At 70.3% G+C, this 25,481-nt stretch carries 26 protein-coding genes and 1 tRNA gene; 14 read left to right on the forward strand and 13 right to left on the reverse strand.

Annotated features, from left to right (window positions below):
- Window positions 1-3: 3 nt before the first annotated feature.
- From E2L08_RS02005 to aceE, 5 genes are all read right to left on the reverse strand, one after another.
- A complete protein-coding gene (locus tag E2L08_RS02005) occupies window positions 4-1,284 on the reverse strand; it encodes a DUF3422 family protein (RefSeq protein WP_133395361.1) in 1,281 nt (426 codons plus the stop codon).
- A gap of 114 nt (window positions 1,285-1,398) precedes the next feature.
- Entirely contained in the window at window positions 1,399-1,902 is a 504-nt protein-coding gene (locus E2L08_RS02010; protein ID WP_133395362.1) for a phasin family protein, read from the reverse strand.
- A 117-nt stretch (window positions 1,903-2,019) separates the two neighbouring features.
- Window positions 2,020-3,783: a dihydrolipoyl dehydrogenase gene (gene lpdA, locus E2L08_RS02015; RefSeq protein WP_133395363.1), complete on the reverse strand. Its 1,764-nt coding sequence runs from the start codon at window positions 3,781-3,783 to the stop codon at window positions 2,020-2,022.
- A 10-nt stretch (window positions 3,784-3,793) separates the two neighbouring features.
- Window positions 3,794-5,227: a dihydrolipoyllysine-residue acetyltransferase gene (locus E2L08_RS02020; protein ID WP_240757988.1), complete on the reverse strand. Its 1,434-nt coding sequence runs from the start codon at window positions 5,225-5,227 to the stop codon at window positions 3,794-3,796.
- On the reverse strand, window positions 5,185-7,845 hold the full coding sequence (aceE, locus tag E2L08_RS02025) for a pyruvate dehydrogenase (acetyl-transferring), homodimeric type (protein ID WP_133395365.1): 2,661 nt from the start codon (window positions 7,843-7,845) through the stop codon (window positions 5,185-5,187). Before aceE ends, E2L08_RS02020 begins: the two co-directional genes overlap by 43 nt.
- Window positions 7,846-8,146: 301 nt before the next feature.
- Here aceE and hisB point away from each other — a divergent pair, with 301 nt between their 5' ends.
- Together hisB and hisH are read left to right on the forward strand one after the other, a co-directional pair.
- Window positions 8,147-8,737: an imidazoleglycerol-phosphate dehydratase HisB gene (gene hisB / locus E2L08_RS02030; protein WP_133395366.1), complete on the forward strand. Its 591-nt coding sequence runs from the start codon at window positions 8,147-8,149 to the stop codon at window positions 8,735-8,737.
- 4 nt (window positions 8,738-8,741) lie between these two features.
- Window positions 8,742-9,383 (forward strand): imidazole glycerol phosphate synthase subunit HisH, encoded by a 642-nt coding sequence (gene hisH, locus E2L08_RS02035; protein WP_133395367.1) that lies wholly within the window; start codon window positions 8,742-8,744, stop codon window positions 9,381-9,383.
- 374 nt (window positions 9,384-9,757) lie between these two features.
- Here the strand turns inward: hisH and E2L08_RS02040 are convergent, their stop codons facing one another.
- Window positions 9,758-10,579 carry an alpha/beta fold hydrolase gene (locus tag E2L08_RS02040; protein WP_133395368.1) on the reverse strand — a complete coding sequence of 274 codons (822 nt, stop codon included), beginning with the start codon at window positions 10,577-10,579 and terminating at the stop codon, window positions 9,758-9,760.
- A 151-nt stretch (window positions 10,580-10,730) separates the two neighbouring features.
- Here E2L08_RS02040 and hisA point away from each other — a divergent pair, with 151 nt between their 5' ends.
- Window positions 10,731-11,450 carry a 1-(5-phosphoribosyl)-5-[(5-phosphoribosylamino)methylideneamino]imidazole-4-carboxamide isomerase gene (hisA, locus tag E2L08_RS02045; protein WP_133395369.1) on the forward strand — a complete coding sequence of 240 codons (720 nt, stop codon included), beginning with the start codon at window positions 10,731-10,733 and terminating at the stop codon, window positions 11,448-11,450.
- A 9-nt stretch (window positions 11,451-11,459) separates the two neighbouring features.
- Here the strand turns inward: hisA and E2L08_RS02050 are convergent, their stop codons facing one another.
- Window positions 11,460-11,900, reverse strand: coding sequence for a DUF302 domain-containing protein (locus E2L08_RS02050; protein WP_133395370.1), 441 nt, complete (start codon window positions 11,898-11,900; stop codon window positions 11,460-11,462).
- A gap of 132 nt (window positions 11,901-12,032) precedes the next feature.
- Between E2L08_RS02050 and hisF the strand changes: the two genes are divergently transcribed.
- Both hisF and E2L08_RS02060 read left to right on the forward strand, forming a co-directional pair.
- Window positions 12,033-12,794, forward strand: coding sequence for an imidazole glycerol phosphate synthase subunit HisF (gene hisF / locus E2L08_RS02055; RefSeq protein ID WP_133395371.1), 762 nt, complete (start codon window positions 12,033-12,035; stop codon window positions 12,792-12,794).
- Window positions 12,791-13,102 carry a phosphoribosyl-ATP diphosphatase gene (locus tag E2L08_RS02060; protein WP_133395372.1) on the forward strand — a complete coding sequence of 104 codons (312 nt, stop codon included), beginning with the start codon at window positions 12,791-12,793 and terminating at the stop codon, window positions 13,100-13,102. The genes hisF and E2L08_RS02060 overlap by 4 nt, the downstream gene beginning before the upstream one ends.
- On the opposite strand, the gene E2L08_RS02065 is transcribed toward E2L08_RS02060, so the two are convergent.
- Window positions 13,099-13,530 carry a CoA-binding protein gene (locus tag E2L08_RS02065; protein WP_133395373.1) on the reverse strand — a complete coding sequence of 144 codons (432 nt, stop codon included), beginning with the start codon at window positions 13,528-13,530 and terminating at the stop codon, window positions 13,099-13,101. The two genes, E2L08_RS02060 and E2L08_RS02065, sit on opposite strands and share 4 nt — an antisense overlap.
- Before the next feature lie 196 nt (window positions 13,531-13,726).
- Window positions 13,727-14,503 (reverse strand): 23S rRNA (guanosine(2251)-2'-O)-methyltransferase RlmB, encoded by a 777-nt coding sequence (rlmB, locus tag E2L08_RS02070; protein WP_133395374.1) that lies wholly within the window; start codon window positions 14,501-14,503, stop codon window positions 13,727-13,729.
- Window positions 14,504-14,610: 107 nt separating this feature from the next.
- Here rlmB and E2L08_RS16925 point away from each other — a divergent pair.
- The 6 genes from E2L08_RS16925 (at window position 14,611) to kdsA (ending at window position 18,975) form a co-directional block, all read left to right on the forward strand.
- Window positions 14,611-14,694: transfer RNA gene (locus E2L08_RS16925), tRNA-Tyr, on the forward strand.
- 307 nt (window positions 14,695-15,001) lie between these two features.
- Window positions 15,002-15,991: a GT-B fold glycosyltransferase domain-containing protein gene (locus E2L08_RS02075; RefSeq protein WP_133395375.1), complete on the forward strand. Its 990-nt coding sequence runs from the start codon at window positions 15,002-15,004 to the stop codon at window positions 15,989-15,991.
- A gap of 44 nt (window positions 15,992-16,035) precedes the next feature.
- Complete coding sequence (locus E2L08_RS02080) at window positions 16,036-16,359, forward strand: HNH endonuclease (RefSeq protein ID WP_133395376.1); 324 nt, start codon at window positions 16,036-16,038, stop codon at window positions 16,357-16,359.
- A 32-nt stretch (window positions 16,360-16,391) separates the two neighbouring features.
- Complete coding sequence (locus E2L08_RS02085) at window positions 16,392-17,351, forward strand: KpsF/GutQ family sugar-phosphate isomerase (protein ID WP_133395377.1); 960 nt, start codon at window positions 16,392-16,394, stop codon at window positions 17,349-17,351.
- A 2-nt stretch (window positions 17,352-17,353) separates the two neighbouring features.
- Entirely contained in the window at window positions 17,354-18,142 is a 789-nt protein-coding gene (locus E2L08_RS02090) for a 3-deoxy-manno-octulosonate cytidylyltransferase (RefSeq protein ID WP_133395378.1), read from the forward strand.
- Window positions 18,139-18,975 carry a 3-deoxy-8-phosphooctulonate synthase gene (kdsA, locus tag E2L08_RS02095; RefSeq protein ID WP_133395379.1) on the forward strand — a complete coding sequence of 279 codons (837 nt, stop codon included), beginning with the start codon at window positions 18,139-18,141 and terminating at the stop codon, window positions 18,973-18,975. The genes E2L08_RS02090 and kdsA overlap by 4 nt, the downstream gene beginning before the upstream one ends.
- A 3-nt stretch (window positions 18,976-18,978) precedes the next feature.
- Here the strand turns inward: kdsA and E2L08_RS02100 are convergent, their stop codons facing one another.
- The 4 genes from E2L08_RS02100 to E2L08_RS02115 form a co-directional block, all read right to left on the reverse strand.
- On the reverse strand, window positions 18,979-19,809 hold the full coding sequence (locus E2L08_RS02100) for an arginyltransferase (protein ID WP_133395380.1): 831 nt from the start codon (window positions 19,807-19,809) through the stop codon (window positions 18,979-18,981).
- 75 nt (window positions 19,810-19,884) lie between these two features.
- Complete coding sequence (locus E2L08_RS02105) at window positions 19,885-20,328, reverse strand: RDD family protein (protein WP_338069516.1); 444 nt, start codon at window positions 20,326-20,328, stop codon at window positions 19,885-19,887.
- 60 nt (window positions 20,329-20,388) lie between these two features.
- A complete protein-coding gene (locus E2L08_RS02110) occupies window positions 20,389-20,811 on the reverse strand; it encodes a DUF2852 domain-containing protein (protein WP_133395382.1) in 423 nt (140 codons plus the stop codon).
- Between the two features lie 102 nt (window positions 20,812-20,913).
- Window positions 20,914-21,393 (reverse strand): YbaK/EbsC family protein, encoded by a 480-nt coding sequence (locus E2L08_RS02115; protein ID WP_133395383.1) that lies wholly within the window; start codon window positions 21,391-21,393, stop codon window positions 20,914-20,916.
- Between the two features lie 91 nt (window positions 21,394-21,484).
- Here E2L08_RS02115 and E2L08_RS02120 point away from each other — a divergent pair, with 91 nt between their 5' ends.
- Genes E2L08_RS02120 through E2L08_RS02130 form a run of 3 tightly spaced genes read left to right on the forward strand, consistent with a single transcriptional unit; the run spans window position 21,485 to window position 25,463 of the window.
- Window positions 21,485-24,253 (forward strand): bifunctional [glutamine synthetase] adenylyltransferase/[glutamine synthetase]-adenylyl-L-tyrosine phosphorylase, encoded by a 2,769-nt coding sequence (locus E2L08_RS02120; protein ID WP_133395384.1) that lies wholly within the window; start codon window positions 21,485-21,487, stop codon window positions 24,251-24,253.
- Complete coding sequence (locus E2L08_RS02125) at window positions 24,250-24,525, forward strand: hypothetical protein (protein WP_133395385.1); 276 nt, start codon at window positions 24,250-24,252, stop codon at window positions 24,523-24,525. The genes E2L08_RS02120 and E2L08_RS02125 overlap by 4 nt, the downstream gene beginning before the upstream one ends.
- Window positions 24,522-25,463, forward strand: a complete 942-nt coding sequence (locus E2L08_RS02130) for an NAD(P)H-binding protein (protein WP_133395386.1) — start codon at window positions 24,522-24,524, stop codon at window positions 25,461-25,463. Before E2L08_RS02125 ends, E2L08_RS02130 begins: the two co-directional genes overlap by 4 nt.
- Window positions 25,464-25,481 lie beyond the last annotated feature (18 nt).

Here is a 25,481-nt window from a genome sequence, read left to right on the forward strand (position 1 = left end):
GCGTCACTCGATGCGGTTGCGGATGCGGCGGACGAGATACCAGACCAGCCCGACGACGATCGGGGTCAGGATCGCCGTGCCGACGGGTTTCGACACCCCCGCCATGCCCATCGCGGGCGCCAGCGCGTAGGTCGCGAGGCTCACCGCGTAGTAGCTGATCGCCACGACCGACAACCCCTCGACCGTGCGTTGCAGGCGCAGTTGCAGATCGGCGCGCCGGTCCATGCTGGCCAGCAATTCCTGGTTCTGGGCCGAACGCGCGACATCGACCCGCGTGCGCAGAAGGTCGCCCGCGCGCAGCGCCCGGTCGGACATCTCGCGCAGGCGTTGGCGGGTCGACACGACCGTGCGCATCGACGGCTCGTAGCGGCGCGTCATGAACTCGCCAAAGGTCTGCCGCCCCTCGAAGCGGCATTCGCGCAGCACCCCGATGCGCTGGTCGACAAGCGCCTCGTAGGCCTCGGTCGCGCCGAACCGGAACGAGGATTGCGCCAGCACCGTCTCGAGCTCGGCCCAGACCTTGAGCAGTGCGCGCAGCGTTTCCTCGGGCTGGGCCTCGGCGGCCACCATGTCATCCATCAGCCGCCCCAGATCGACGTCGAGCGCGGCCATCTTGGGGCCTAGATCGCGCACCCGCGCGAGCCCCAGCATCGACATGGCCTTGTAGGTCTCGATCTCGCAGAGGCGCTGCACGATGCGCCCGGTGCGCCGTTCGCCCGTGCCGTCGGACAGGAACACCGCCATGCGCATGTGCCCCGCCGGGTCGATGCGGAAATCGCTGGCCACGAGCGCGCTGTCGTCGAGCACCGTGCTGACCGCCAGGCTTTCGGGCACGAACCAGTCCGACAGGGCGGCCGCGACGGTGGCGTCGTCCGGCCGCCGTTCGACGCGGATCAGCGCCGAGGTGACGCGCACCCCGTTCGCCCGTTCGAGCCAGTCATCGGGAAAGACCGCAAAGATATCGGGATCGAAAGGCCGTTCGCCCACGCCGTCGCCGAACACGGTATAGGTCGTGAACTCGGTATGCTGTTCCCATTTGAGGCGATAGCGCCCGATCTCGCCGAACCAGTGGGTCGCGTCGGGCTGCGGGTGCTGCGCGCCGAACCGGTCGAGCAGCGCGATCAGATGCGCCCGGTCCGCCCCGCGGTCGCGCCGCGCCGCGTCCTGCGCGGGCTTGAGCGCGAGATAGGCGGCAAAGCAGGGCGCGGCGAGCGAGGGAAAAGGCCGCGCGTGCAACTCGTTGGCGAGCATGTAGCGCAGCGGATGGTCGGTGATCGCGGGCATGAAGCCCCTCCGGCAGGGCGCGGCCCAGTCTGCCACACATCCGCGTTACCGGCAATTCCCGCGCCGGGCCAGCCCATCGGCGCGGGGTCGCGATATGCCGCAGGCGCGGGGCGCTCAGCCCCCCGTCGCGCCCTTTGCCTGCTGCGCGGTCTTTTGCGCCTGCCGTTCGACCCGCGACACGGTCTCGTCGATCTGGCCCTGCATCTGGGCATAGGCCTCGCGATTGGCCTCGCGCGCCTGTTCGGCCATGCGGCGCATGAGGCCCAGCGCCTCTTCGACGGCGTCGTTCATCGCCTTGGTGCGCGCCGTCATCGTCTCGGGGCCGGCGGTTTCCTCGGCCCACTCGTATTGCTGGCGCGCGGCGCGGGTCATCTTGTCAAAGATCTCCATCTGCTTGTCGAGAAGATCCTTGTAGGCCTCGGCGGCGGATTTGTTCGCCTCCTGCATGGCCTCGAAATTGCGCTGGTTGGCGCGGATCACGCCTTCGAGGTCGAACATCTGCGCCTGCGGCTGCTGGAACATCGTCATCATCGCCTGCGGGTTCCACATGCGGGCGATGCGCTCGGGGTCGAACGCCTTCATCATCTCGGTCATGTCCCAAGGGTTGTTCTGCGCCATCTCGATCTCCCGATCATCGGCGGGCGTCGTGCCCGCGCCTGTCGCGACATCCTAGGGACTCGGCGGCGCCGATCAAGGCGGGCGGGCGGGGCTGCCCCCCGCCCGCCCGATGCGCGTCTATTTCCGCTTGGGCGGCATGAGGTCGGTGATCGTGCCCTCGAACATCTCGGCGGCGAAGTTCACCGTCTCGGACAGGGTCGGGTGCGGGTGGATCGTATGCGCCAGGTCGGTCGCATCGGCCCCCATCTCGATGGCCAGCGCCACCTCGGAGATGAGGTCGCCCGCGCTGGTGCCGGTGATGGCCCCGCCGATCACGCGGTCGTCCTCGGGGTCGAAGAGCAGCTTGGTCACGCCTTCGGAGCGGCTGTTGGACAGCGCCCGCCCCGAGGCCGCCCATGGGAAGACGCCCTTGTGGTACTTGATCCCCTGCGCCTTGGCCTGCGCCTCGGTCAGGCCGACCCATGCCACCTCGGGGTCGGTATAGGCGACGCTGGGGATGACCCGCGCGTCGAAGGCGCGTTTCTCGCCGGCGGCGACCTCGGCCGCGACCTTGCCCTCGTGAACGGCCTTGTGCGCCAGCATCGGCTGACCGACCACGTCGCCGATGGCAAAGATATGCGGCACGTTGGTGCGCTGCTGGTGATCCACCTCGATGAAGCCGCGGTCGGTCACGGCGACGCCCGCGCGCTCGGCGTCGATCTTGCCGCCGTTGGGGGTGCGGCCGACGGCGACCAGCATCTTGTCGAAGGTCTCGGTGCTGGTGTCGCCCTTCTCGTCCTCGAAGGTGACGTGCAGCCCGTCGGATTTCGCCTCGACCGCCGTCACCTTTGTCTTGAGCCGGATCGCGGCAAGGCGTTTCTCCATCCGCTTGTGCAGCGGCTTGACCATGTCCTTGTCGGCGCCGGGCAGGATCTGGTCCATCATCTCGACCACCGTGACGCGCGCGCCGAGCCCCTGGTAGACGGTCGCCATCTCGAAGCCGATGATCCCGCCGCCCAGCACCAGCATGGTCTCGGGGATCGGGTCGAGTTCGAGCGCGCCGGTCGAGGTGACGACGCGCGGATCGTCATGCGGAATAAAGGACAGTTTCACCGCCTGGCTGCCCGCGGCGATGATGCACTGGTCGAAGGTCACGTTGCGCGTGCCCCCCTCGCCCGTCACGGCGATGGCGTTGGGCCCGGTGAACCGTCCCTCGCCCTGCACGACCGTCACGTTGCGCTGTTTCGCCAGCCCCGCAAGCCCGCCGGTCAACTGGCCCACGACCCCGTCCTTCCAGCGGCGCAGCTTGTCCGCATCGACCTCGGGCGCCGCGAACGAGATGCCGTGATCGGACATCTCCTCGGTTTCCGAGACGACGCGCGCGGCGTGCAAAAGGGCCTTGGAGGGGATGCAGCCCACGTTCAGGCAGACCCCGCCGAGCGACGCGTAGCGTTCGATCAGCACGACCTTGCGGCCCAGATCGGCCGCGCGGAAGGCGGCGGTATAGCCGCCCGGCCCCGAGCCCAGCACGACCACCTCGCCATGCAGATCGCCCTCGCCCGTGGCGCGGATGCCGTCGCTGGCGATGGGTGCGGGGGTGTGATCCTCGTCGCGGGCATCGGGCTTGACCGCGCCGCCCTCGGGGGCGCCGCTGTCTGGGGTGTCGGCGTCCTGCGACACGTCCATGACGAGGATCACGTCGCCCTCGCTGATGGCGTCGCCTTCCTTGACCCGGATCTCGGTCACGGTGCCGGCATTGGGCGACGGCACCTCCATCGTGGCCTTGTCGGATTCGAGTTCGATCAGCGGGTCTTCCTTTTCGACCCGGTCGCCCACCGCGACCAGCACGGCGACGACCGGTACGTCCTTGAAATCGCCGATATCGGGAACCTTGATGTCCATGAGCGGCCCCTTACAGCATCAGCCGGCGCGGATCGGCCAGCAGGTAGGACAGATGCGCGGCAAAGCGCGCGGCCAGCGCGCCATCGACGGCGCGGTGATCGTAGCTGAGCGACATGGGCAGCATGTTGCGCGGCACGAATTGCGTGCCGTCCCAGACCGGCGCCATTTTCGACCGGGTCAGGCCCAGGATCGCGACCTCGGGGGCGTTGACGATGGGGGTGAAGGCGGTGCCGCCGATGCCGCCCAGCGACGAGATCGTGAAGGTCGCGCCCTGCATGTCGGCGCCCTTGAGCTTGCCCTCGCGCGCGGCGGAGGACAGCTCCATCAGCTCTTTCGAGATCTCGACGATGCCCTTGCGGTCGGCATCCTTGATGACCGGCACCATCAGCCCGTTCGGCGTGTCGGCGGCGAAACCGATATTGTAGAAGTCCTTGCGGATCAGCTTGTCGCCGTCGGGGTGGAGCGAGGAGTTGAACTCCCAGTGCTTTTTCAGCGCGGCGACGCTGGCCTTGATGACGAAGGACAGCAGCGTGATGCGGTAGCCTTCGGTTTTGGCCTGGGTGTCGAGCTCCTTGCGGTAGAGGTCGAGCTCGGTGATGTCGGCGTCTTCCTGGTGGGTGACATGCGGGATGTTCAGCCACGAGCGGTGCAGCGCGGGGCCCGAGATCTTCTTGATGCGGGGCATCTCGACGGTCTCGACCGGCCCGAATTTCGAGAAATCGACGGCCGGGATGGGCGGGATGCCCATGCCGCCCTGCGCCTGTCCCGCGCCCGACGCGCCCGAACCCGCCCGCGACGCCAGCGCGGCCTCGACATCCTCGCGCAGGATGCGGCCCTTGCGGCCCGATCCGTTCACCTGCCGCAGGTCGATATCGACCCGGCGGGCAAAGGCCCGGACCGAGGGCGAGGCGTGGAACTTGCTGCTGCCTGTATCGACCACCGCGCTCGACGCCGCGTTCGAGGCGGGCGCATCGCCGCCGCGATTGCCGTAGCCCTCGGACGAGGCAGGGGCGTCCTGTTTCGGCGCATCCGCCTTGGGGGCATCGCCCTTGGGGGCGTCGTTCTTGGGGGCATCCGCCTTGGGCGCGTCCGCCTTGGGGGCATCGTCGGCGCCATTCGCGCCGTCGTCGCCGGTCTCGTCCTCTTCGAGCAGGAGGATCACGGTGCCCTTGCCGGCGCTGTCGCCTTCCTTGAGGCGCACCTCTTTCACGGTGCCGGCATGGGACGAGGGCACTTCCATCGTAGCCTTGTCGCTTTCCAGCTCGATCAGCGGGTCTTCCTTCTCGACGCGATCGCCCGCGCTCACCAGCACCGCGACGACGGGAACGTCGTCGAAATCGCCGATATCGGGCACTTTCACTTCGGTGGCCATTGGTCTGTCCCTTTTCGTTCTCGTGCCGCTCAGCTCAGGCGCGGGTTCGGCTTGTTGCCGTCGATGTCGTATTTGCGCACGGCCTTTTCCATATCGGACTTGCTGACCGTTCCGGCCTTGTAAAGCTCGTGCATGGCGGCCGCTGCAATGTGGTTGGCGTCGACCTCGAAGAACCGGCGCAGCGCCTCGCGGCTGTCGGACCGCCCGAACCCGTCGGTGCCCAGAACGGTGTAGGGCTGTTCGACAAAGGCGCGGATCTGCTCGGCATAGGTCTTGATGTAGTCAGTCGCCACGATCACCGGCCCCTTGGCGTCCGAAAGCGTCTGCGTGACATAGGGCACGCGCGGCTCTTCGGTGGGGTTGAGGCGGTTCCAGCGCAGGCAATCCTGCCCCTCGCGCGCCAGTTCGTTGAACGACGTGGCCGACCAGATATCCGAGGTCACGCCGAAATCCTCGCGCAGCATCTCGGCCGCGGCGATGGCCTGCATCAGGATCGTGCCGGACCCCATCAGGTTGACGTGCTTCTTGCCGGGCTTGTCGGCCTTGCGGGCGCGGTAGAGCCCCTTGATGATCCCCTCTTCGGCGCCGGTGGGCATGTCGGGGTGGCGGTAGTTCTCGTTCATCAGGGTGATGTAGAAATAGACGTCCTCCTGGTCGGCGAACATCCGTTTCAGCCCGTGCTGCACGATCACCGCGACCTCGTAGCTGAAGGTCGGGTCGTAGCTGATGCAGTTGGGCACGGTGCCGGCGATGACGTGGCTGTGCCCGTCCTCGTGCTGGAGCCCCTCGCCGTTGAGCGTGGTGCGCCCCGCCGTGCCGCCCAGCAGGAAGCCGCGCGCGCGCGAATCGCCCGCCGCCCAGCACAAATCGCCCACGCGCTGGAACCCGAACATCGAGTAGAAGATGTAGAACGGGATCATCGGGACGCCGTGGTTGGAATAGGCCGTCGCCGCCGCGATCCAGTCGGCCATGGCCCCGGCCTCGTTTATCCCCTCCTGGAGAACCTGGCCGTCCTGCGATTCCTTGTAATAGGACATCTGCTCGGCGTCCTGGGGCGTGTAGTTCTGCCCCAGCGGGTTGTAGATGCCGACCGAGCGGAACAGCCCCTCCATGCCGAAGGTGCGGCTTTCGTCGGGCACGATGGGCACGACGCGCTGGCCGATCTTCTTGTCGCGCAGGAGCGTCGTCAGGATGCGCACGAAGGCCATCGTGGTCGAGATCTCGCGCTCTCCGGTCGATTGCAGCTCGCGCTTGAAGGCGTCGAGCCCCGGCACCTCGAGATCGGGCGCATCGCGGAACCGCGCCGGGAAGGCGCCGCCCAGTTCCTTGCGGCGGTCGGCGAGATAGGCCTTTTGCGCATTGTTGAGCGAGACGAGCGGCACCTTGTCGATATCGGCATCGTCGACCGGGATCTTGAAGCGGTCGCGCATGGCGCGAAGCTGGGCCTCGTCCATCTTTTTCGACTGGTGGGCGACGTTCTGCCCCTCGCCCGCGGTGCCCATGCCGTAGCCCTTGACGGTCTTGACCAGCAGGCAGACCGGGCGGCCCTTGGTCTCGGTCGCGCGCTTGTAGGCGGTATAGACCTTGCGCGCGTCGTGCCCGCCGCGCCGCAGGGCAAAGATTTCCTCGTCGGTCCAGTCCTCGACCAGCGCGGCGGTCTCGGGGTACTTGCCGAAGAAATGTTCGCGGATATAGGCGCCGTCCCTGGACTTGAAGGTTTGGTAGTCGCCGTCGATGGTCTCGTCCATGAGCTGGCGCAGCTTGCCCGAGGTGTCACGCTCGAGCAGGTCGTCCCAGCCCTTGCCCCAGAGCACCTTGAACACCTCCCAGCCCGAGCCGCGGAAGCTGCCCTCGAGTTCCTGCACGATCTTGGAATTGCCGCGCACCGGCCCGTCGAGCCGCTGGAGGTTGCAGTTGATGACGAAGATCAGGTTGTCGAGCCCCTCGCGCGCGGCGAGGTTGATGGCGCCGAGGCTCTCGGGTTCGTCCATCTCGCCATCGCCGAGAAAGGCCCAGACCTTGCGGTCGGATTTCTCGATCAGGCCCCGGTTCTCGAGGTATTTCATGAACCGCGCCTGGTAGATCGCCATCAGCGGCCCGAGCCCCATCGAGACGGTGGGGAACTGCCAGTAATCGGGCATCAGCCACGGGTGGGGGTAAGAGCTGAGCCCCTTGCCGCCGGTCTCCATCCTGAAGCCCGCCATCTGCTCCTCGGACAGGCGCCCCTCCATGAAGGAGCGGGCGTAGATGCCGGGAATGACGTGGCCCTGGAAGAACACGAGATCGCCGCCATGGGTCGCCGAGCGGGCGCGCCAGAAATGGTTGAGCCCGAGATCGTACATCACCGCCGACGAGGCGAAGGACGAGATATGCCCGCCGATGCCGTCCTCGGTCTTGTTGGCGCGCACCACCGTCGCCATCGCGTTCCAGCGGTTGATGCTGCGGATGCGCTTTTCCATCTCGGCATCGCCGGGGATCTCGAGCAGATCGTCGGCGGGGATGGTGTTCTGGTAGGGCGTGGTCGAGCTGAAGGGCAGCGTCGCCCCCGCCGCGCGGGCCTGCTGCACCGCCTTGTCGAGCAGGTAATGCGCCCGGTCGGGACCGTCGCGGGCGATCACGTCCTCGATCGCCTCCTGCCATTCCTGCGATTCGACGGGGTCGATATCCGACCCTTGCCCGGAATCCTTCATTGCGAACACCCTTTCGGTCCGTTGGTCGACGGGCCGTGTCGGAAGGCGCGCGAAGCGCGACCCCGCGGGCGCGATCCGGCATGGGGCCTCCCAACCCCCGTGCAGACTAGATGGCTTCGAACGTTATCGGTCCCCGACAACGGAGGAAACCCGCCATTGGGCATTTCGGGGTTGCGAATCGTGCAGGGCGAAACAGCTTCAAACGAGGCAAGACGACCGCCCGCCCGCGCCCTAGTCAAGCCGCGGCCCCGGCCCTATACCGGCGCGCGTCCGCATCCCCCACCCTGACGGAGCCGCCCCCATGCCGCGCAGCGCCTCGATCACCCGCACCACCTCCGAGACGGCGATCACCGCCATGGTCGATCTCGACGGGACCGGCACTGCCGGCATCCAGACAGGCGTTGGGTTCTTCGACCACATGCTCGACCAGCTCGCGCGGCATTCGATGATCGACATGCACATCAAATGCGAGGGCGACCGGCATATCGACGACCACCACAGCGTCGAGGATTGCGGCATCGCGCTGGGACAGGCGCTGCGCGAGGCGCTGGGGGCCAAGCGCGGGATCGGGCGCTACGGCCAATGCGCGCTGCCCATGGACGACACGCTCGTGACCGTGGCGCTGGATCTGTCGGGGCGGCCCTGGCTGGGCTGGAACCTGCCCTTTCCCACCGAAAAGATCGGCAGCTTCGACACCGAGCTGGTGCGCGAGTTCTTCCAGGCGCTGTCGACCCATGGCGGCATCACGCTGCACGTGGACCTCGTGCGGGGGCTCAACAGTCACCACATCGCCGAGGCCGCGTTCAAGGGGCTGGCGCGCGCGCTGCGCCAGGCGGTCGAGCCCGACCGCCGCAAGGGCGAGGCGGTGCCCTCGACCAAGGGCGCGCTGTGAGCCGATGACCACGGTCCTGATCGATATCGACAGCGGCAACCTGCATTCGGCCGAAAAGGCGTTCCAGCGCATGGCGGCCGAGACCGGGGCCGGCCCCGTGCTGGTCTCGGCCGCGCCCGAGGACGTGGCCCGCGCCGAGCGGATCGTGCTGCCGGGCGACGGCGCCTTTCCCGCCTGCGCGCGGGCGCTGATGCAGGACCGCCCGGCGCTGCACGAGGCGCTGCGCGAGGCGGTCGAGACGCGCGGCCGCCCGTTCCTGGGGATCTGCGTGGGCATGCAGCTCATGGCGCGGCGCGGGCTCGAGCATCGGCCGACGCCGGGCCTTGGCTGGATCGACGCGGAGGTGGTGCCGATCGAACCCGGCGACGACCGGCTGAAGGTGCCGCATATGGGGTGGAACGATCTCGTCGTGGAACGGGCGCATCCGGTTCTGGACGGGATCGCGACGGGCGATCACGCCTATTTCGTGCACTCCTACCACATGCGCTGCTCCGATCCGGCGCAACGGCTCGCCTCCTGCGACTATGGCGAGGCGGTGACGGCCATCGTGGCCGAGGGGACCGCGGTGGGCACCCAGTTCCATCCCGAAAAGAGCCAGTCGGCCGGGCTGCGGCTGATCGCCAATTTCCTCGGCTGGCGCCCCTGAGGCGCCCCGCGGCCGGGATGGTCCCGCGGGCGGCGGGCCTGGGATCGGGGTATTTGGAAAGAGAAGACATAGGCCGGGCGGCGCATCGCCCCCGCCGCCGCGCGGCGGCGCGAACGGGTTCGGCCCGGAAAGCCGGTGGCGGCTTCGGGCTGGATCCGTATCGTCGTGGATGGGATGGAAACAGGGCGGCGCCGCCGGGGCACGAGAGCAGGGGACGGGGCGTCACCCCCGGCCGTTCGTCTCACCGGTGAGAGCGGTTGGCAGATCCGTCCGGGCGCAACCCCGAACGACCCCTCCCCGATCTCGCTGTCTTCCTTTGCGCGCAGGGGCTTTCTAGCATGACAGGTCTTGCCGTTCGGTAAACGGCGCGGACGCTAGCCCTTGAGGAAATCCACGAGGTCGCGCGACAGCCGGTCGGCATGGGTGGCGATCAGCCCGTGCGGGGCGCCGTCGTATTCGCGGAGCTCGGCACCCTCGATGGAGGCGGCCGCCCGCCGCCCCGACACGTCGATGGGCACTACCGAATCGCCGGTGCCGTGGACGACCAGCACCGGGATATCGAAGGCCTTCATGTCGGGGCGCAGGTCGGTGCGGCCGAAGGCGTCGATGCAGGACAGCGTGGCCCTGGGGCTTGCCATCATCGCCATGCCCCATGTCCAGTCGAGCACGCCCGCGCTGACGCCGCCCCCCTCGGTGTCCTGCCCGTAAAAGCCCGGCAGGAAATCGCGCAGGAATTGCGGCCGGTCCTCGGTCACGCCCTGTTCCATCTGCTCGAACACCTCGGGCGCGACGCCCTCGGGATTGTCGCGCGTCTTAAGCATGAAGGGCGCGATCGACGAGATCAGCACGGCCTGGCGCAGCCGCGCCGTGCCGTGGCGCGCCACGTATCGCGCCACCTCGCCGCCGCCCATCGAAAAGCCCACCAACGCCGCGTCGCGCAGGTCGAGCCCGTCGATCACCGAGGCGAGATCGTCGGCCATCGTGTCGTAATCGTAGCCGCCGAAGGGCTGGCCCGACCGCCCGAAGCCGCGCCGGTCGTAGCTGACCACGCGGTATCCCGCATCGGCGAGCGAGAGGGCCTGACGCTCCCAGCTGTCGGCATTGAGCGGCCAGCCGTGGATGAGGATGACGGGGCGGCCCTCGCCCCAGTCCTTGACGAAAAGCTCGGTCTTGTCGGCGGTGCGGATGATGGGCATCGGTGGGCTCCTTGGTTCGGTCTCGCGGTCCGGGCGGATCGCAGGCCCAACGGCGCGCGCCCCGCCCGCGTTCCGCGCAGCGGCCGGCGGCTTGGCAAACCGTCCGCGCGCGCCTAGACCCGGCCGCGCGTCAGTCACGAGGGAGCGCGCCATGATCCTCTATCCCGCCATCGACCTGAAGGACGGCCAGTGCGTGCGGCTGCTCAAGGGCGACATGGAGGCCGCGACGGTGTTCGGCGACGACCCGGCCGCGCAGGCGGCGGCCTTCGAGGCGGCGGGCTGCGACTGGCTGCACCTTGTGGACCTGAACGGCGCCTTTGCCGGGCAGCCGGTGAACGGCGACGCGGTCGAGGCCATCCTCGGGCGCGTCTCGGTGCCCGCCCAGCTTGGCGGGGGCATCCGCGACATGGCCACCATCGAGCGCTGGCTGGAGCGCGGGATCGCGCGGGTGATCCTCGGCACGGTCGCGGTCGAGGCGCCCGATCTGGTGCGCGAGGCGGCGCGCGCCTTTCCCGGCCGCATCGCGGTGGGGCTCGACGCGCGCGATGGCCGCGTGGCCACCCGCGGCTGGGCCGAGGAGACCGACATAAAGGTGACCGAGCTTGCCCGCAGTTTCGAGGATGCCGGGGTGGCGGCGCTGATCTACACCGATATCGACCGCGACGGCGCCATGGGCGGGCCGAATGTCGCGGCGACCGCTGCGCTCGCGCGCGCCGTCGACATCCCCGTGATCGCCAGCGGCGGGGTGGCGTCGCTGGGCGACCTGGTCGCGCTGCGCGATACCGGCGTCGTTGCGGGCGCGATCTCGGGGCGGGCGCTCTACGACGGGGCGCTCGACCTCGGCGCGGCGCTGGAGGCGCTGCGCGGCTGAGGCGGGGGGCTACTGCGTCGCGGATTGCACGAAATTGTTGACGACCTCCTCGATCTTGTCGATCGCCTCGAGATCGCCGTCCACGTCGAACTCGTCGAACATCGACTCGACCTCGGGCCAGACGATATGGGTCCGGCCGTCATCGTCGGCATAGACCAGCATCTTCATCGGCAGCACCAGCCCGGCGCGGGGATCGGCCTGCATGATCGGCGTGCCCAGCCGGGGATTGCCGAAGATGAGAAGCTGCGCGTCGTTCATCGCCATGCCCACGGCATCGGCGCCGCCGGCGTGATCGACCTTGGCGAAGATCGTGGCGCCGGCCTCGGCGACGGCGATCTCGAGCCGGTTCATCACCTCGGCCACGCTGCCCTCGGCCTCGGCGGTCTCGATTTCGGCGGCGGCGGCCATGGGCAGGACGGCAAGCGCCAGGGCGGGCAGGATACGGGTCATCGGTTCACTCCTCTGTCGGGCGACAACCGGCGGGGCCGCAGCGCGGTTCCCCCCGGCCTTGCCGGCGCGGGGTCCGCGCTGTTGCCAAAGCCCGCGCGCTCCGGCATCCCCTGCCGCAACAGGAGGGCCGCCATGCTCAAGACCCGGATCATTCCCTGCCTCGACGTGGCCGACGGGCGCGTGGTCAAGGGCGTCAATTTCGTCGACCTGCGCGATGCGGGCGACCCGGTGGACGCGGCGCGCGCCTATGACGCGGCGGGCGCGGACGAGCTCTGCTTTCTCGACATCCACGCCACGCACGAGAATCGCGGCACGCTCTACGAACTGGCGACCCGCACCGCCGAGCAATGCTTCATGCCGCTGACCATCGGCGGCGGCGTGCGCAGCGCCGACGACGTGCGCGACCTGCTCCTGGCGGGGGCGGACAAGGTCAGCTTCAACTCGGCGGCGGTGGCCGATCCCGACGTGGTCGCGCGCGCGGCCGACCGGTTCGGGAGCCAATGCATCGTCGTGGCCATCGACGCCAAGACCGTGGCGCCCGGCCGCTGGGAGATCTTTACCCATGGCGGCCGCCGCCCCACCGGCATCGACGCCGTCGCATTCGCGCGCACGGTCGCCGACAAGGGCGCGGGCGAGATCCTGCTGACCTCGATGGATCGCGACGGCACGCGAGCGGGGTTCAACATCCCGCTCACCCGCGCGATCTCGGACGCGGTGCCGGTGCCGGTGATCGCTTCGGGCGGGGTCGGCACGCTCGATCACCTCGTCGAGGGCGTGACCGAGGGCGGGGCGAGTGCCGTGCTCGCCGCGTCGATCTTTCATTTCGGCGAGTTCACCATCGCCGAGGCCAAGGCGCATATGGCCGCGGCCGGTATCCCGGTGCGCCTGACATGAGCGCGCTCGACCGGCTGGCCGCCACCATCGCCGCACGCCGCGACGCCGACCCCGAGACGAGCTGGACCGCGCGGCTGCTGGCGCAGGGCCCCGAGAAATGCGCCGAGAAATTCGGCGAAGAGGCCATCGAGGCCGTGATCGAGGCCGTGCGCGGCGACCGCGCGCGGCTGACGGCCGAGGCCGCGGATGCGCTGTTTCACCTGCTGGTCATGTGCGCCGCGCGCGACGTGAGCCTTGCCGATATCGAGGCCGAACTCGCCCGGCGCGAGGGGCGGTCGGGCATCGACGAGAAATCCGCGCGGCGCTAGCGCGGCGCCGAGGCGGCGCCGAACAGGCGCGCATGTTCGATCACGGGGCAGCGATCCATCACCGCGGCCACGCCGCGGCCGCGCGCCATGGCCGCCGCCTCGGGATGGCCCGCCCCGATCTGCATCCACACGGTTTCGAGCGCGGGAAAGAGGTCGAGCGCCTCGGCGACCACGGCGGGCACATGCTCGGGGCTGCGAAAGATGTCGACCATCTGGATATCGCGCGGCAGATCGCCCAGACCAGCGGCGACGGGACGGCCGCAGACCGTGCGGCCCGCGTGGCCGGGGTTCACGGGAAAGACCTCGTAACCCATATCGACCAGCCATTGCGTGACCCGATGGCTGGGCCGCTCGGGCTTGAGCGAGACGCCGACGACCGCGATGCGGCGCGTGTCGGCGAGGATGCGGCGGAACTCGTCATCGGTCATGCGCGACGATCTGGCGCTGCGCGCGCCACTGGCAAGGGGCTGGCAAGGGGCGCAGAAAAATGGCCCGAGCGGGGCCCGGGCCAAGGTATGGAACGAGGGACAGTGATGAGGCGACGGGTGTTCCAGCCCGCCGCACCATTCAATCTGGCATGTTTGCGCCAAAAAACATCCCCGGTCGCGGCAACGTGATTCGCGTTCAGCCCCGCAACGCCTGCGCCGCGGCATAAAGTGCCACCGCCGCCGCATTCGACACGTTGAGCGATCCGAACCCGCCGGCCGCCTCGATCCGCACCAGCGCGTCGCAGGTCTCGCGGGTGCGCGCGCGCAGGCCCGGCCCCTCGGCGCCCAGCACCAACGCCACCGGCGCGCCCCGCCCTTGGGCCAGGGCCGCGCCCAGCGTCACCGGGGCCTCGCCGTCGAGCCCGAGCAGGCGGAACCCCATCGCGCGCAGCTCCTCCATCGCGGCGGCGAGGTTGCCGACCCGCAGATAGGGCTGCCGCTCGAGCGCGCCCGACGCCGTCTTGGCCAGCGCCCCGGTCTCGGGGGCCGAGTGGCGCGCGGGCGCGATCACGGCGCGGGCGCCGAACACCTCGGCCGAGCGCAGCACCGCGCCCACGTTATGCGGATCGGTGACGCGGTCGAGACAGACGACCAGCGGCGCGCCGGCGCCCCCCGCGACCCGGTCGAGCGGCCCCCAATCGAGCGGCCGCACCAGCAGCGCCGCGCCCTGGTGAACCGACCCCGGATCGAGCGGCACCGGGAACCGGCGCGGATCGGCGATCTCGGGCGCGATCCCCGCCGCCTCCACGGCATCGCCGATCCGGTCGGCGGCGTTGCGCGTCAGCACGAGGCGCAGCTTTTCGCGGGCGGGGTTGGCCAGCGCGTCGCGCACCGCGTGCAGGCCAAATAGCCAAAGCTCGTTGGCGCGCGCGGCCTGCTCTTTCTCGATCACCCACCTGGGTTTCTGCGCCATGACCGGGGCCCTCCTGCGGTCCGGCCTGCATGTCCTTCCCCGCGCCCGCGATCAAGCGATTTTCGGGTTGACGGCTGGGGGGCGCGGCGATACCTCGCCGCCCTAGTGGGCGACAGGCCGCAAGGTGTGGCAGGGGACTGTAACTCCCTCGCGGAGACGCACGCCTGGTTCGATTCCAGGGTCGCCCACCACTTGATCGCACAGTTTGGCGTCCAGCCCAAATTTCACCCCGCAGGATTCCGTCGAGGTCGGCGGGGCTTTGCCCCGTCCGGTCTGCGACCGGACTCCCCAGGATATTTGGGCGGAGGAAAAACGGGCGGGTGGTTTTCCTCCGGGCAAGTATCCTCGGGGGGAGGCGCCGCGTAGCGGCGGCGGGGGGCAGACGGCCCCCCTGCCCGGCGTGCCTCTCGCGCTTGCGCCCGAAATTGTCGCGTGCATGTCGCTTTTCCGCTGTCTTCGGCGGTGATATTCGGCGCGCGCAACAGGATCGGACCCCGCATGACCGCAGAGCCTTTCGATGTCGTCGTGATCGGCCAGAAGGGGCGGGTGGGGTACGAGGCGATCCTCTTCGCCGCCTCGCTGCGCAGGGCCGATCCGGGATTCGCGGGGCGGCTCATCGTGGCCGAGCCGAGGCCCGGCGGGGCCTGGCCGGGCGACCCGCGGATGAGCGATGCGCAGCGCGACCTGCTTGCGGGCGAGCTCTGCGCCGAGATCCGGCCTTTCGACGCGGTTCATTTCGGCGCCGCCTATCCGCAGGGCAACAAGATCGAGGCGCTGGCCGCGCTCGATCCCGGCGCGCCCTTTGTCTTTTTCGACAGCGACACGCTGGTGACGGGGCCGCTGAGCGCGGTGCCCTTCGATTTCGACCGGCCCTGCGCATCGCTGCGGCGCGAGGGGACATGGCCCGAGATCGAGTTTTACGGGCCGGGATATTCCGAGATCTGGGGGTCGCTCTACGACCTCATGGGGCTCGATTTCGCAAGCTCGCTCGACCCCGATCAGCCCGACGAGTACTGGGAGCGGTATCTCTATTTCAACGCCGGCTGGTTCTTTTACCGCTGCGGGCCGAGTTTCGGGCGGCGCTATCTCGAGACCGCGCTGGCCATCCGCGACCGCACGCCGCGTGCGGCCGAGCTGCAATCGCTCGATCCGTGGCTCGACCAGGTGGCGCTGCCGCTGGTCGTCCACGCCCTGGGCGGCGGGCGGCGGACGATCCCCGAGGGGCTGCTCGACGGGTCGGTGACATGCCACTGGCGCGTCATGGGGCTGCTTTTCGCGCGCGAATCCGATGCCGCCGTGACCGCCGCGCTGGAGGCGATCCAGCCCAACCGCATCAAGAAGGTGTTGAAGGAGCACGAGCCGTTCCGGCGGTTCCTCTTGCAGGGGCGGGGCGCACGGGCGCGGGCGATGTTCGACCGCGCGGCCCTGCCCCGGCGCGAGCGCGCGATCCGCAACCGGCTGAAATCGGCGGGGCTCTGGATGCGCTGAGCGGGGGTCTTGCGCCGGGGCGCGACCGCCCCGATCTGGGAGCCATGGAGGAGCGTCATCCGATCTGCGGCCTGTGCGGCCGGCCCATCCCGCCCGATGTGCCGCAAAGCCTGCACCACCTCGTGCCCAAGCTCAGGGGCGGCAAGGGCGGCCCGGTGGTGCTGTTGCACCAGATCTGCCATTCCGAGATCCACGCCACGCTGACCGAGACCGAGCTTGCCCGCGATTACAGCACGCTCGGGGCGTTGCGCGCCCATCCGAGGATCGCGAAGTTCATCGGCTGGGTGTCACGCCGCCCGCCGGGGTTCCGCTCAAAGATCCCGGCGGGGCCGCGCAAGCGGCGGCGTCCGGGCCGCGGGGGGCTTTGACCGCGCACGAGCCGCCCGTTATGGGGGGCGCCATGACCGACGATGCCATCCTTGCCGCGGCCGAACGGGTGCTGAGCGTCGAAGCCGCGGCGCTGAGCGCGCTCGCGCGCGACCTTCCGGCAGATTTCACGGGGGCCGTCCGCGCGATCCGCGCCTGCACGGGGCGGGTCATCGTGGCGGGCGTCGGCAAGTCCGGCCATGTCGGACGCAAGATCGCGGCGACGCTGGCCTCGACCGGCACGCAGGCCAGTTTCGTCCACCCGACCGAGGCGAGCCATGGCGACCTGGGCATGATCGGGTCGGGCGATATCTGCCTGCTGATCTCGAACTCGGGCGAGACGGCCGAGCTGCGCGACCTGCTGGCCTATGCCAAGCGGTTCGCGATCCCGCTGGTCGGGCTGTCCTCGCGCGCCGACAGCACGCTGATGCGCGCCGCGGGGTTCCGGCTGCTGCTGCCGCCCATGGCCGAGGCCTGTCCGATGGGGCTGGCGCCCACCACCTCGACCACGGCCGCGCTGGCGCTGGGCGATGCGCTGGCCGTCGCCCTGATGGAGCTGCGCGGCTTTGGCGCCGAGCATTTCGCGGCCTTTCATCCCGGCGGCAAGCTCGGGGCGCAGCTCGCGCGGGTGGAGGAGTTCATGCATGGCGGCGACGCCATCCCGCTCGTGCCCGTCGGGGCCGATATGGGCGAGACGCTGCTCGAGATGACGTCGAAAGGGTTCGGCATCACGGCCGTGACGGATGCGGCGGGGCGGCTGGCCGGTGTCGTGACCGATGGCGACCTGCGCCGCAACATGACCGACCTGATGACGCGCCGCGCGGGCGAGATCGCCACGCCCGACCCGGTGACGGCCGCGCCGGGGATGATGGCCGCGCAGGCGCTGGGGCTGCTCAACGCGCGCAAGATCTCGGTGCTGATCGTCTGCGACGACGACCGCCGCCCGGTGGGCGTGCTGCATATCCATGACCTTTTGCGCGCCGGGGTGGCCTGAGCATGAGAACCGTCATCGTGATCCCGGCGCGCTATGCCTCGACCCGCTATCCCGGCAAGCCGCTGGCCGAGCTGACCCTGCCCGGCGGCGCGCGCCGGTCGCTGATCCGCCTGACATGGGAGGCCGCGCAGCAGGTGCGCGGCGTGGCCGAAATTGTCGTGGCGACCGATGACGCCCGCATCCGCGACGCCTGCGAGGGGTTCGGCGCGCGGGTGGTGATGACGCCCGAGACCTGCCGCAACGGGACGGAACGCTGCGCCGCCGCGCTCCAGGCCGGAGGGTTCGCCGCGGATTGCGTGGTGAACCTGCAGGGCGACGCGCCGCTCACCCCGCCGTGGTTCGTCGAGGCGCTGATCGCCGCGATGAAGGGGGGCGCGCAGGTCGCGACCCCGGTGCTGCGTTGCGATCCCGTGACCTATGCCCATTTCGTCGAGGACCGGCGGCAGGGCCGCGTCGGCGGCACGACGGCGGTGTTCGACGCGCGGGGCGATGCGCTCTATTTCTCGAAAGAGGTGTTGCCCTGGCTCGATCCCGCGCGACTGTCGGGCGAGATCCCGGTGTGGCACCATGTCGGCGTCTATGCCTACACGCCCGATGCGCTCGCCGCCTATGGCGCCCTGCCCGAGGGGCGGCTCGAACGGCTCGAGGGGCTCGAGCAGCTCAGGTTCCTCGAACACGGGCACCGCGTCGCCTGCGTCGAGGTCGAGGGGCGCGGCCGCGTGTTCTGGGAGCTGAACAACCCCGGCGACATCCCCCGGATCGAGGCCGCACTGAAGGAGAACGCCCGATGACCGCCCCCCGTATCGTCACCGTCGCCGATATCGAGATCGGCGCCACGCGCCCCGTCGCGCTGATCACCGGGCCGTGCCAGCTCGAAAGCCTCGATCACGCGCGGATGATGGCCGAGCGGATCGCGGCGGCCTGCGCGCCCACGGGCACGCGGTTCATCTTCAAGGCGAGCTACGACAAGGCCAACCGGTCCTCGATCGGCACGGCGCGGGGGCTGGGGCTCGACGAGGGGTTGTCGATCCTGTCGCGCATCCGCGACGAGTTCGGCTGTCCGGTCCTGACCGACGTGCACCTGCCCGACCATTGCGGCCCCGCGGCCGAGGCCTGCGACGTGCTGCAGATCCCCGCGTTCCTCTGCCGCCAGACCGATCTGCTGCTGGCGGCCGGCGAGACCGGCGCGGCGATCAACGTGAAGAAGGGCCAGTTCCTCGCACCCTGGGACATGGAACATGTCGCGGCCAAGATCGCCTCGACCGGGAACGCGCGCATCCTGCTGTGCGACCGGGGGACGAGTTTCGGCTACAACACGCTCGTGTCGGATTTCCGCGGCCTGCCGATCATGGCCCGGACCGGCTGGCCCGTGGTGTTCGACGCGACCCATTCCGTCCAGCAGCCGGGCGGACAGGGCACGACCAGCGGCGGGCAGCGCGAATTCGCCCCGGTGCTGGCCCGCGCGGCGGTGGCGGTGGGCGTCTCGGCGCTGTTCATCGAGACGCATGAGGCGCCGGACCGCGCGCCCTCGGACGGGCCGAACATGATCCCCGTGGACGAGATGGAGGGGCTGATCGGGCGGCTGCGCGCGCTCGACGACCTGGTCAAGGGCTGGGAGGGCTGAGCGCTAGCGCGGGCGCGTCATCGTGTCGGGCAGGTTGAGCCGGGCCACCTGCTCGGCGATGGGATCGGTCGACAGCGGATGGGTGTCGGCCGCATAGCGGTTCGGATCGCCCAGATCCTGCCAGCGGCGGCGGTGATAGACCTCGACCGCGTTGAACCGCGCCTTGTAGCCCATCTTGCTGCTGCCCGGCACCCAGTAGCCTAGATAGACATAGGGCAGCCCCGCCTCGCGCGCGATCTCGACGTGATCGAGGATGAGATAGGTGCCCAGCGACCGCACCGCCTCGGCGGGATCGTAGAAGGAATAGACCATCGACAGCCCGTCATCGAGCACGTCGGTCAGCGCCACGGCCAGAAGCTCGGGCGTGCCGGTCTCGTCGGGGCGGCGATACTCGACCACGCGCGAACGGATCGGCGTCTCCTCGATCATGGCCGCGAATTCGAAGATATCCATGTCGGCCATGCCCCCGTCGGCATGGCGCGCGTCGAGATAGGCGCGAAACAGCTCGTACTGGCTTTCGGTGGCCCACGGGGCATTGGCGCTGCGCGTGACATCGGCATTGCGCCGCAGCAGCCGCCGCTGCGTCCGGTTGGGGGCGAAATCGGCCACGCGGATGCGCGCCGAGAGGCAGGCCGAACACTCGGCGCAGGAGGGGCGGTAAAGCACGTTCTGGCTGCGCCGGAACCCCTGTTTCGACAGCTCGTCATTGAGTAGCTGCGCCTGGTCGCCCTGAAGCGCGGTGAACAGCTTTCGCTCGGTCCGGCCGTCGAGATACGGGCAGGGCTGCGGGGCCGTCACATAGAATTGCGGCGCGATTGGCAGAGTGTGTCGCATGAGCCCCCGACCCGTCCGTGCGCCCCAGAGGCTAGCGTTCCGCACGGGGGACGCAACCCCCCCGCGCGGCCCGTCTCAGTCGATCGCGGCGCGGTTGATCGCCGCCGTACCCAGCACCATGTCCGACAGCCCCTGCCCGCGCGAGGTGCCCCACATCATCGCGCCCGACATGAGGATGAGCGGGAATATGCAGATCGCCGCGGTGTGACCGGCCGTGTGCAGGAAGGCGAGCCCGGAATCGAGTGGCCCGCCCCGCGCATCGCGCAGCTCGACCGACATCAGCCGCATGCCCGGCGTGGCCGACCAGCGCGAGATCGTGGCCCAGCGATAGGCGAACCCGACGCAGAGGTAGAACAGCGGAAAGAAGAAGATCGAGGTGAACAGCGTGAGCGGCGTCAGCACGATGGACAGGATCGTGATGGCGATCACGTCGAGCACCCAGGCGAACAGCCTTTTCCAGGCGGTGTCGCGGTAGAACTCGGAATGGCGGAGCGGATCGGGCAGGCCGATGGCGGTCATGGTCATGTCCCTCGATATGGGAAGGGCCCGCCCCCTGTGAAAGAGGGCGGGCCCGGTCGATCACGCGTCCTGGACGGTCGGTTCGGCGCGGTCGTCGCGGCGCTTGCGGTCGTCCATGAACTGGTCGAACTCGGCCTTGTCCTTGGCCTCGCGCAGACGCCCGAGGAAGGCCTCGAACGCGGCCTGCTCGTCCTCGAGCCGGCGCAGCGTCTCGGCGCGGTAGGCGTCGAAGGCGGCGTTGCCTGACGAGGCGCGCAGGTTCACCGCGCTTCGGCGCATCCCGCATCCCGCGCCGCTGCGCGAAAGCTGGAACTTGCCGGCGTAGAGCATGTAGCCCAGAACGGCGAGCCCGACGGGCCAGACGAAGATGAAGCCCGCGATCATGAGCGCGATCCAGGCGCCCTTGCCGCGTGCATCGAGCCACCCTTCGGTGCGGGTGATCCAGTTGCCGCGTGTCGCGGGGAAGTCGGCGAGTGTGGACATGGTCTGCTCCTTCGGGATGTTAATGTCTTTCACATGACGCTAGATGGGAATGTCCCCCGCCGCGCGCAAGGGATCATGTTAATCTTTTTCACATCACGCGCGTCACCCGGCCGGGCGCGCGAAATCCCCGATCTCGGCGCCCGTCGCCCGCGCCAGCGCCGCTGGCGCGGCGGGGAAATTGTGGCGCGGGGTTCCGGCCGCACACCAGATCGTGTCGAAGTCGAAAAGCCGCCGATCCATGAAGCCGCGCAGGGGCCCCGTTGCGCCCAGCGGCGCTACGCCCCCGATGGCGAAGCCGGTCAGCGCGCGGATCGCGGCCGCATCGGCGCGGCCCAGCGCCTCGCCCGCCAGCGCGGCGGCGCGGTCGAGATCGACCCGGCGGCTGCCCGCGGTGAGAAACAGGAGCGGCGCGCCGCTGGTCCCGCCGACAAAGACGATGGCCTTGCCGATCTGGTCGGTCTCGACGCCGATGCCCGCCGCGGCCTCGGCGGCGGTGCGGGTGGGCACGCGGCTTTCGACGGGCTCGGCGGGGATGCCGGCGGCCCGAAGGGCGGCACGGACGCGGGCGAGGCTCTTGCTCATGGGCGCTCCTGTAGCTGGGCGGGGTCGCGGCCAGTGTTTCGCGCCACGCGCCGCTTGACCAGCCCCCCGGCGCCGGCCCAACTGGGCGGGCATGTCACTCGTCCGCGCCATCTCCCGCAGCCCCCGCCCCTTCGACGCCGAGCGCGCCGCCGAGATCGCGTCCGCCTTTTCGGGCGAACCGCCCGAGGCGCGCGACCTCCTGGCGGGCATCGCGGGCTGCGCGCCCTACCTGCGCGATCTCATGAACTTCGAGGCGGAGTGGCTGCGCGGCGCGCTGGGGGACGATCCGCATGTGCGCCTGCAACAGGTGCTGTCCGAAACGGCGGCCGCGCCCGACGATGCGCTGCCGCGCGCGCTGCGCCAGGCCAAGCGGCGGGTCGCGCTGCTGGCCGCGGTCTGCGATTGCGGCGGCGTCTGGGGGCTCGAGGACGTCACCGGCGCGCTGACCCGGCTGGCCGATCTGGCCACCGGGCTGGCCGTGCGGCGCGAGGTCGGAACCGAGATCCGGCGGGGCCGCCTGCCCGGCCGCACCGAGGACGATCTCGAGACGGGCGCGGGGCTCGTCGCCATCGCGATGGGCAAGATGGGCGCGTTCGAGTTGAACTATTCCTCGGATATCGACCTGATCGTGCTGTTCGACGAAGAGCTTTACGGCGCCGAGGCGGGCGAGGCGCGGGCGAGCCTCGTCAAGGCCACGCGGCGCATGTGCTCCCTGCTGTCCGATACCGGCCCCGAGGGCTACGTCTTTCGCACCGACCTGCGGCTGAGGCCCGATCCGTCGGTCACGCCGGTCTGCATCGGCATGGATGCGGCCGAGCGTTATTACGAGGCCTTCGGGCGCACATGGGAGCGGGCCGCCTGGATCAAGGGGCGCCCGGCGGCAGGCGATATCGCGGCCGGAGAGCGGTTTCTCGACCGGCTGGCGCCCTTTACCTGGCGGCGGCATCTCGATTTCGCCGCCATCGAGGATGCCCACGCGATCCGGCTGCGCATCCGCGACCACAAGGGGCTCGGCGGCCCCATCGCCCTGCCCGGCCACGACATGAAGCTCGGGCGCGGCGGCATCCGCGAGATCGAGTTCTTTACCCAGACCCGCCAGATCATCGCGGGCGGGCGCGACCCGTCGCTGCGGGTGCGCGGCACGATCGAGGCGCTGGCCCAGCTCGTGCGCGCGGGGTGGGTGCCCGACGATACCGCGCGACAGTTGACCGAGGATTACCGCGCCCATCGCGAGGTCGAGCACCGGTTGCAGATGATCGCCGACCAGCAGACCCACGACCTGCCCGCTTCGCCCGAGGGCTTCGCCCGGCTCGCCGCGTTTCTCGACCGCGACGAGACCGAGTTGCGGGCCGAGCTGCGCGCGCGGCTCGACCGGGTCTCGGGCCTGACCGAAGGGTTCTTTTCCCCCGCGCGGCCAGCAGCGTCGGACATGCCCGAGCTCGACGCGGACCGCAAACGGCTGGTGCAATCCTGGCGCGGCTACCCGGCGCTGCGCTCGGAACGCGCGCTCGACATCTTCGACCGGATCAAGCCCGCGGTGCTCACGGGGCTGCTCGCCTCGCCGCGGCCCGACCGGGCGCTGCTCAATTTCGACGGGTTCCTGCGCGGCCTGCCCGCCGGGGTCCAGCTTTTCTCGCTGTTCGAGGCGAACCCGCATCTCACCGCGCTGATCGTCGATATCGCGGGCAGCTCGGCCGAGCTTGCCGAGTATCTCAGCCGCAATGCCGCGGTGCTCGACGCGGTGATCGGCGGCGATTTCTTTACCGAGTGGCCGGGGCTCGCCGCGCTGGAGACGGGGCTCGCGCAGCGGCTCGAGGCGCGGCCCGATTACGAACGCAAGCTCGACGAGGCGCGAAGCTGGATGCGCGACTGGCATTTCCGCATCGGCGTCCACCATCTGCGCGGGATCGCGACGGGCGACGAGGCGGGGCGCCAATATGCCGAGCTGGCCGAGGCCGCGATCGCCGCGCTCTGGCCGGTGGTGGTGGCCGAGTTCGCGACCCGCCACGGCCCGCCGCCGGGCACCGGGGCGATGGTGCTGGCCATGGGCTCGCTCGGGGCGGGGCACCTGACCGCGCGATCCGATCTCGACCTGATCGTGATCTATGACGCCGCCGGGGTCGACGCGTCCGAAGGGCGCCGCCCGCTATCCTCGGGCGTCTATTACGCGAGGCTCACGCAATCGCTCGTCACCGCGCTGACCGCGCCCACGGCGCAGGGGCGGCTCTACGAGGTCGACATGCGGCTCAGGCCATCGGGCAAGCAGGGGCCGGTCGCCACGGCGCTCGGGGCGTTCGAGCGATACCAGCGCGAGGATGCCTGGACCTGGGAGCATCTGGCCCTGACGCGGGGCCGCGCCATCGCCGGGCCGCCCGCCTTGTGCGAGGCGGTCGAGGGCCTGCGCAGTGCGATCATCGCCGGGCCGCGCGACGCGGCCGCCGCCCGCGCCGACACCGCCGCCATGCGCGACAGGCTGCGCGGCGCGAAACCGGGCGGGCCGTGGGACGCCAAGGCCGGGCCGGGCCGCCTCGCCGAGATCGAGCTGGCCGCGTCCCTTTTGGGGCTGCTCGCGCGGTCGGGGGCCGCGGCGCCGGGCGACCAGATCGCCGCGGGGCGCGAGGCGGGGCTGATCGGCGCCGACGCGGCCCGCCGGCTCGAGGCGGCGCGCGGGCTGCTGGCGCGGTTCCAGGACGCCAAGCGGCTGCTGGGGGCCAACGGCTTCGACCCCGAGACGCTGGGCGCGGGGGCGCTGGCGATGATCCTGCGCGAGACGGGCGCGCGCGACATGGACGGGCTTGCGCGCGACCTCGCCCACGCGGCAGATGGGGCCGACGCCATCATCACGGAGCTGCTGCGATGAAATCCCGCTCGCCCGCCGACCCAAGGGGGTTGATCCACGAGAGCTTTCGCATCGACGGCATCACCATGGCGGAGTGCCGGTCGATCTTTCTCGACTGGGCGATGTCGCTGCCCGAGGCGACGGACCAGCGGGGGGCGCTGCGCGATCTGATCGCGCGCCACGCGGATCGGTGCGAGGGGCACCCGATGCTTGCCGTCCTGCGCGAGGGGTTGGCCGAGACCGAGGCGCCACGCCGCCGTGGCGGGCGCGCGGCGCGCATAGACGAGGGATGAGCACCGTCCTTCTGCTGGGCGCCACAGGCTCGATCGGGCGCGCGACGGCGGCCGAACTCGTCGCGCGCGGCCATCGCGTGCTGTGCCCGGTGCGCGGCGCGCCGGTCCTGCCCGCGGGTGCCGTGACGCTGTCCGCCGATCCGGGCCGACCCGGTGCGGTGGCCGCGGCCATCGCCGGGACGCGGATCGACACGGTGGTGTCGTGCCTCGCCTCGCGCAGCGGCGCCCCCGACGAGGCCTGGGCCATCGACCACCGCGCCACGGTCGAGGTCGCAAGGGCGGGCGTCGCGGCGGGCGCGGGCCATGTCCTGCTGCTTTCGGCGATCTGCGTGCAATATCCCCGGCTGGCCTTTCAGCACGCCAAGCTGCGCGCCGAGGCCGACCTTGCCCGGCTGGGCGTGCCGCTGAGCGTGGTCCGCCCCACGGCGTTCTTCAAATCGCTGTCGGGCCAGCTTGGCCGCGTGCAGGCGGGCAAGCCCTACCTGGTCTTCGGCGACGGGCGGCTGACTGCCTGCAAGCCCATCGGCGATGCGGATCTCGCCGCCTATATCGCCGACCGGGTCGCGGACCGCGCGCCCGGCCTCTTTCCCATCGGCGGTCCGGGCCCGGCGCTGACCCCGCGCGACATGGGCGCGGCCCTTTTCGCGGCGACGGGCCGGCCCGAGCGGGTACGCCGGGTTCCGCCGGGGATGCTGCGCGGCATCGCCGCGGGGCTGGGACTGGCGGGCCGCGTCTCGTCACGGGCGCGCGGCGCCGCGGAGATGGCGCGGATCGGGCATTACTACGCGACCCAGTCGATGCTGGTGCTCGACCCCGCGACGGGCCGCTACGACGCCGCGACGACGCCGGAATACGGCCGCGAGACATTCGCGGACCACATCGCCCGCCGCCTGTCGGGCGAGATCGGGGATGCGCGCGGCGCGCATGCGGTGTTCTAGGCGATTGCGCTTTTACGA

The sequence above is a fragment of the Palleronia sediminis genome (genome assembly GCF_004358695.1).
Taxonomy (GTDB): Bacteria; Pseudomonadota; Alphaproteobacteria; order Rhodobacterales; family Rhodobacteraceae; genus Palleronia; species Palleronia sediminis.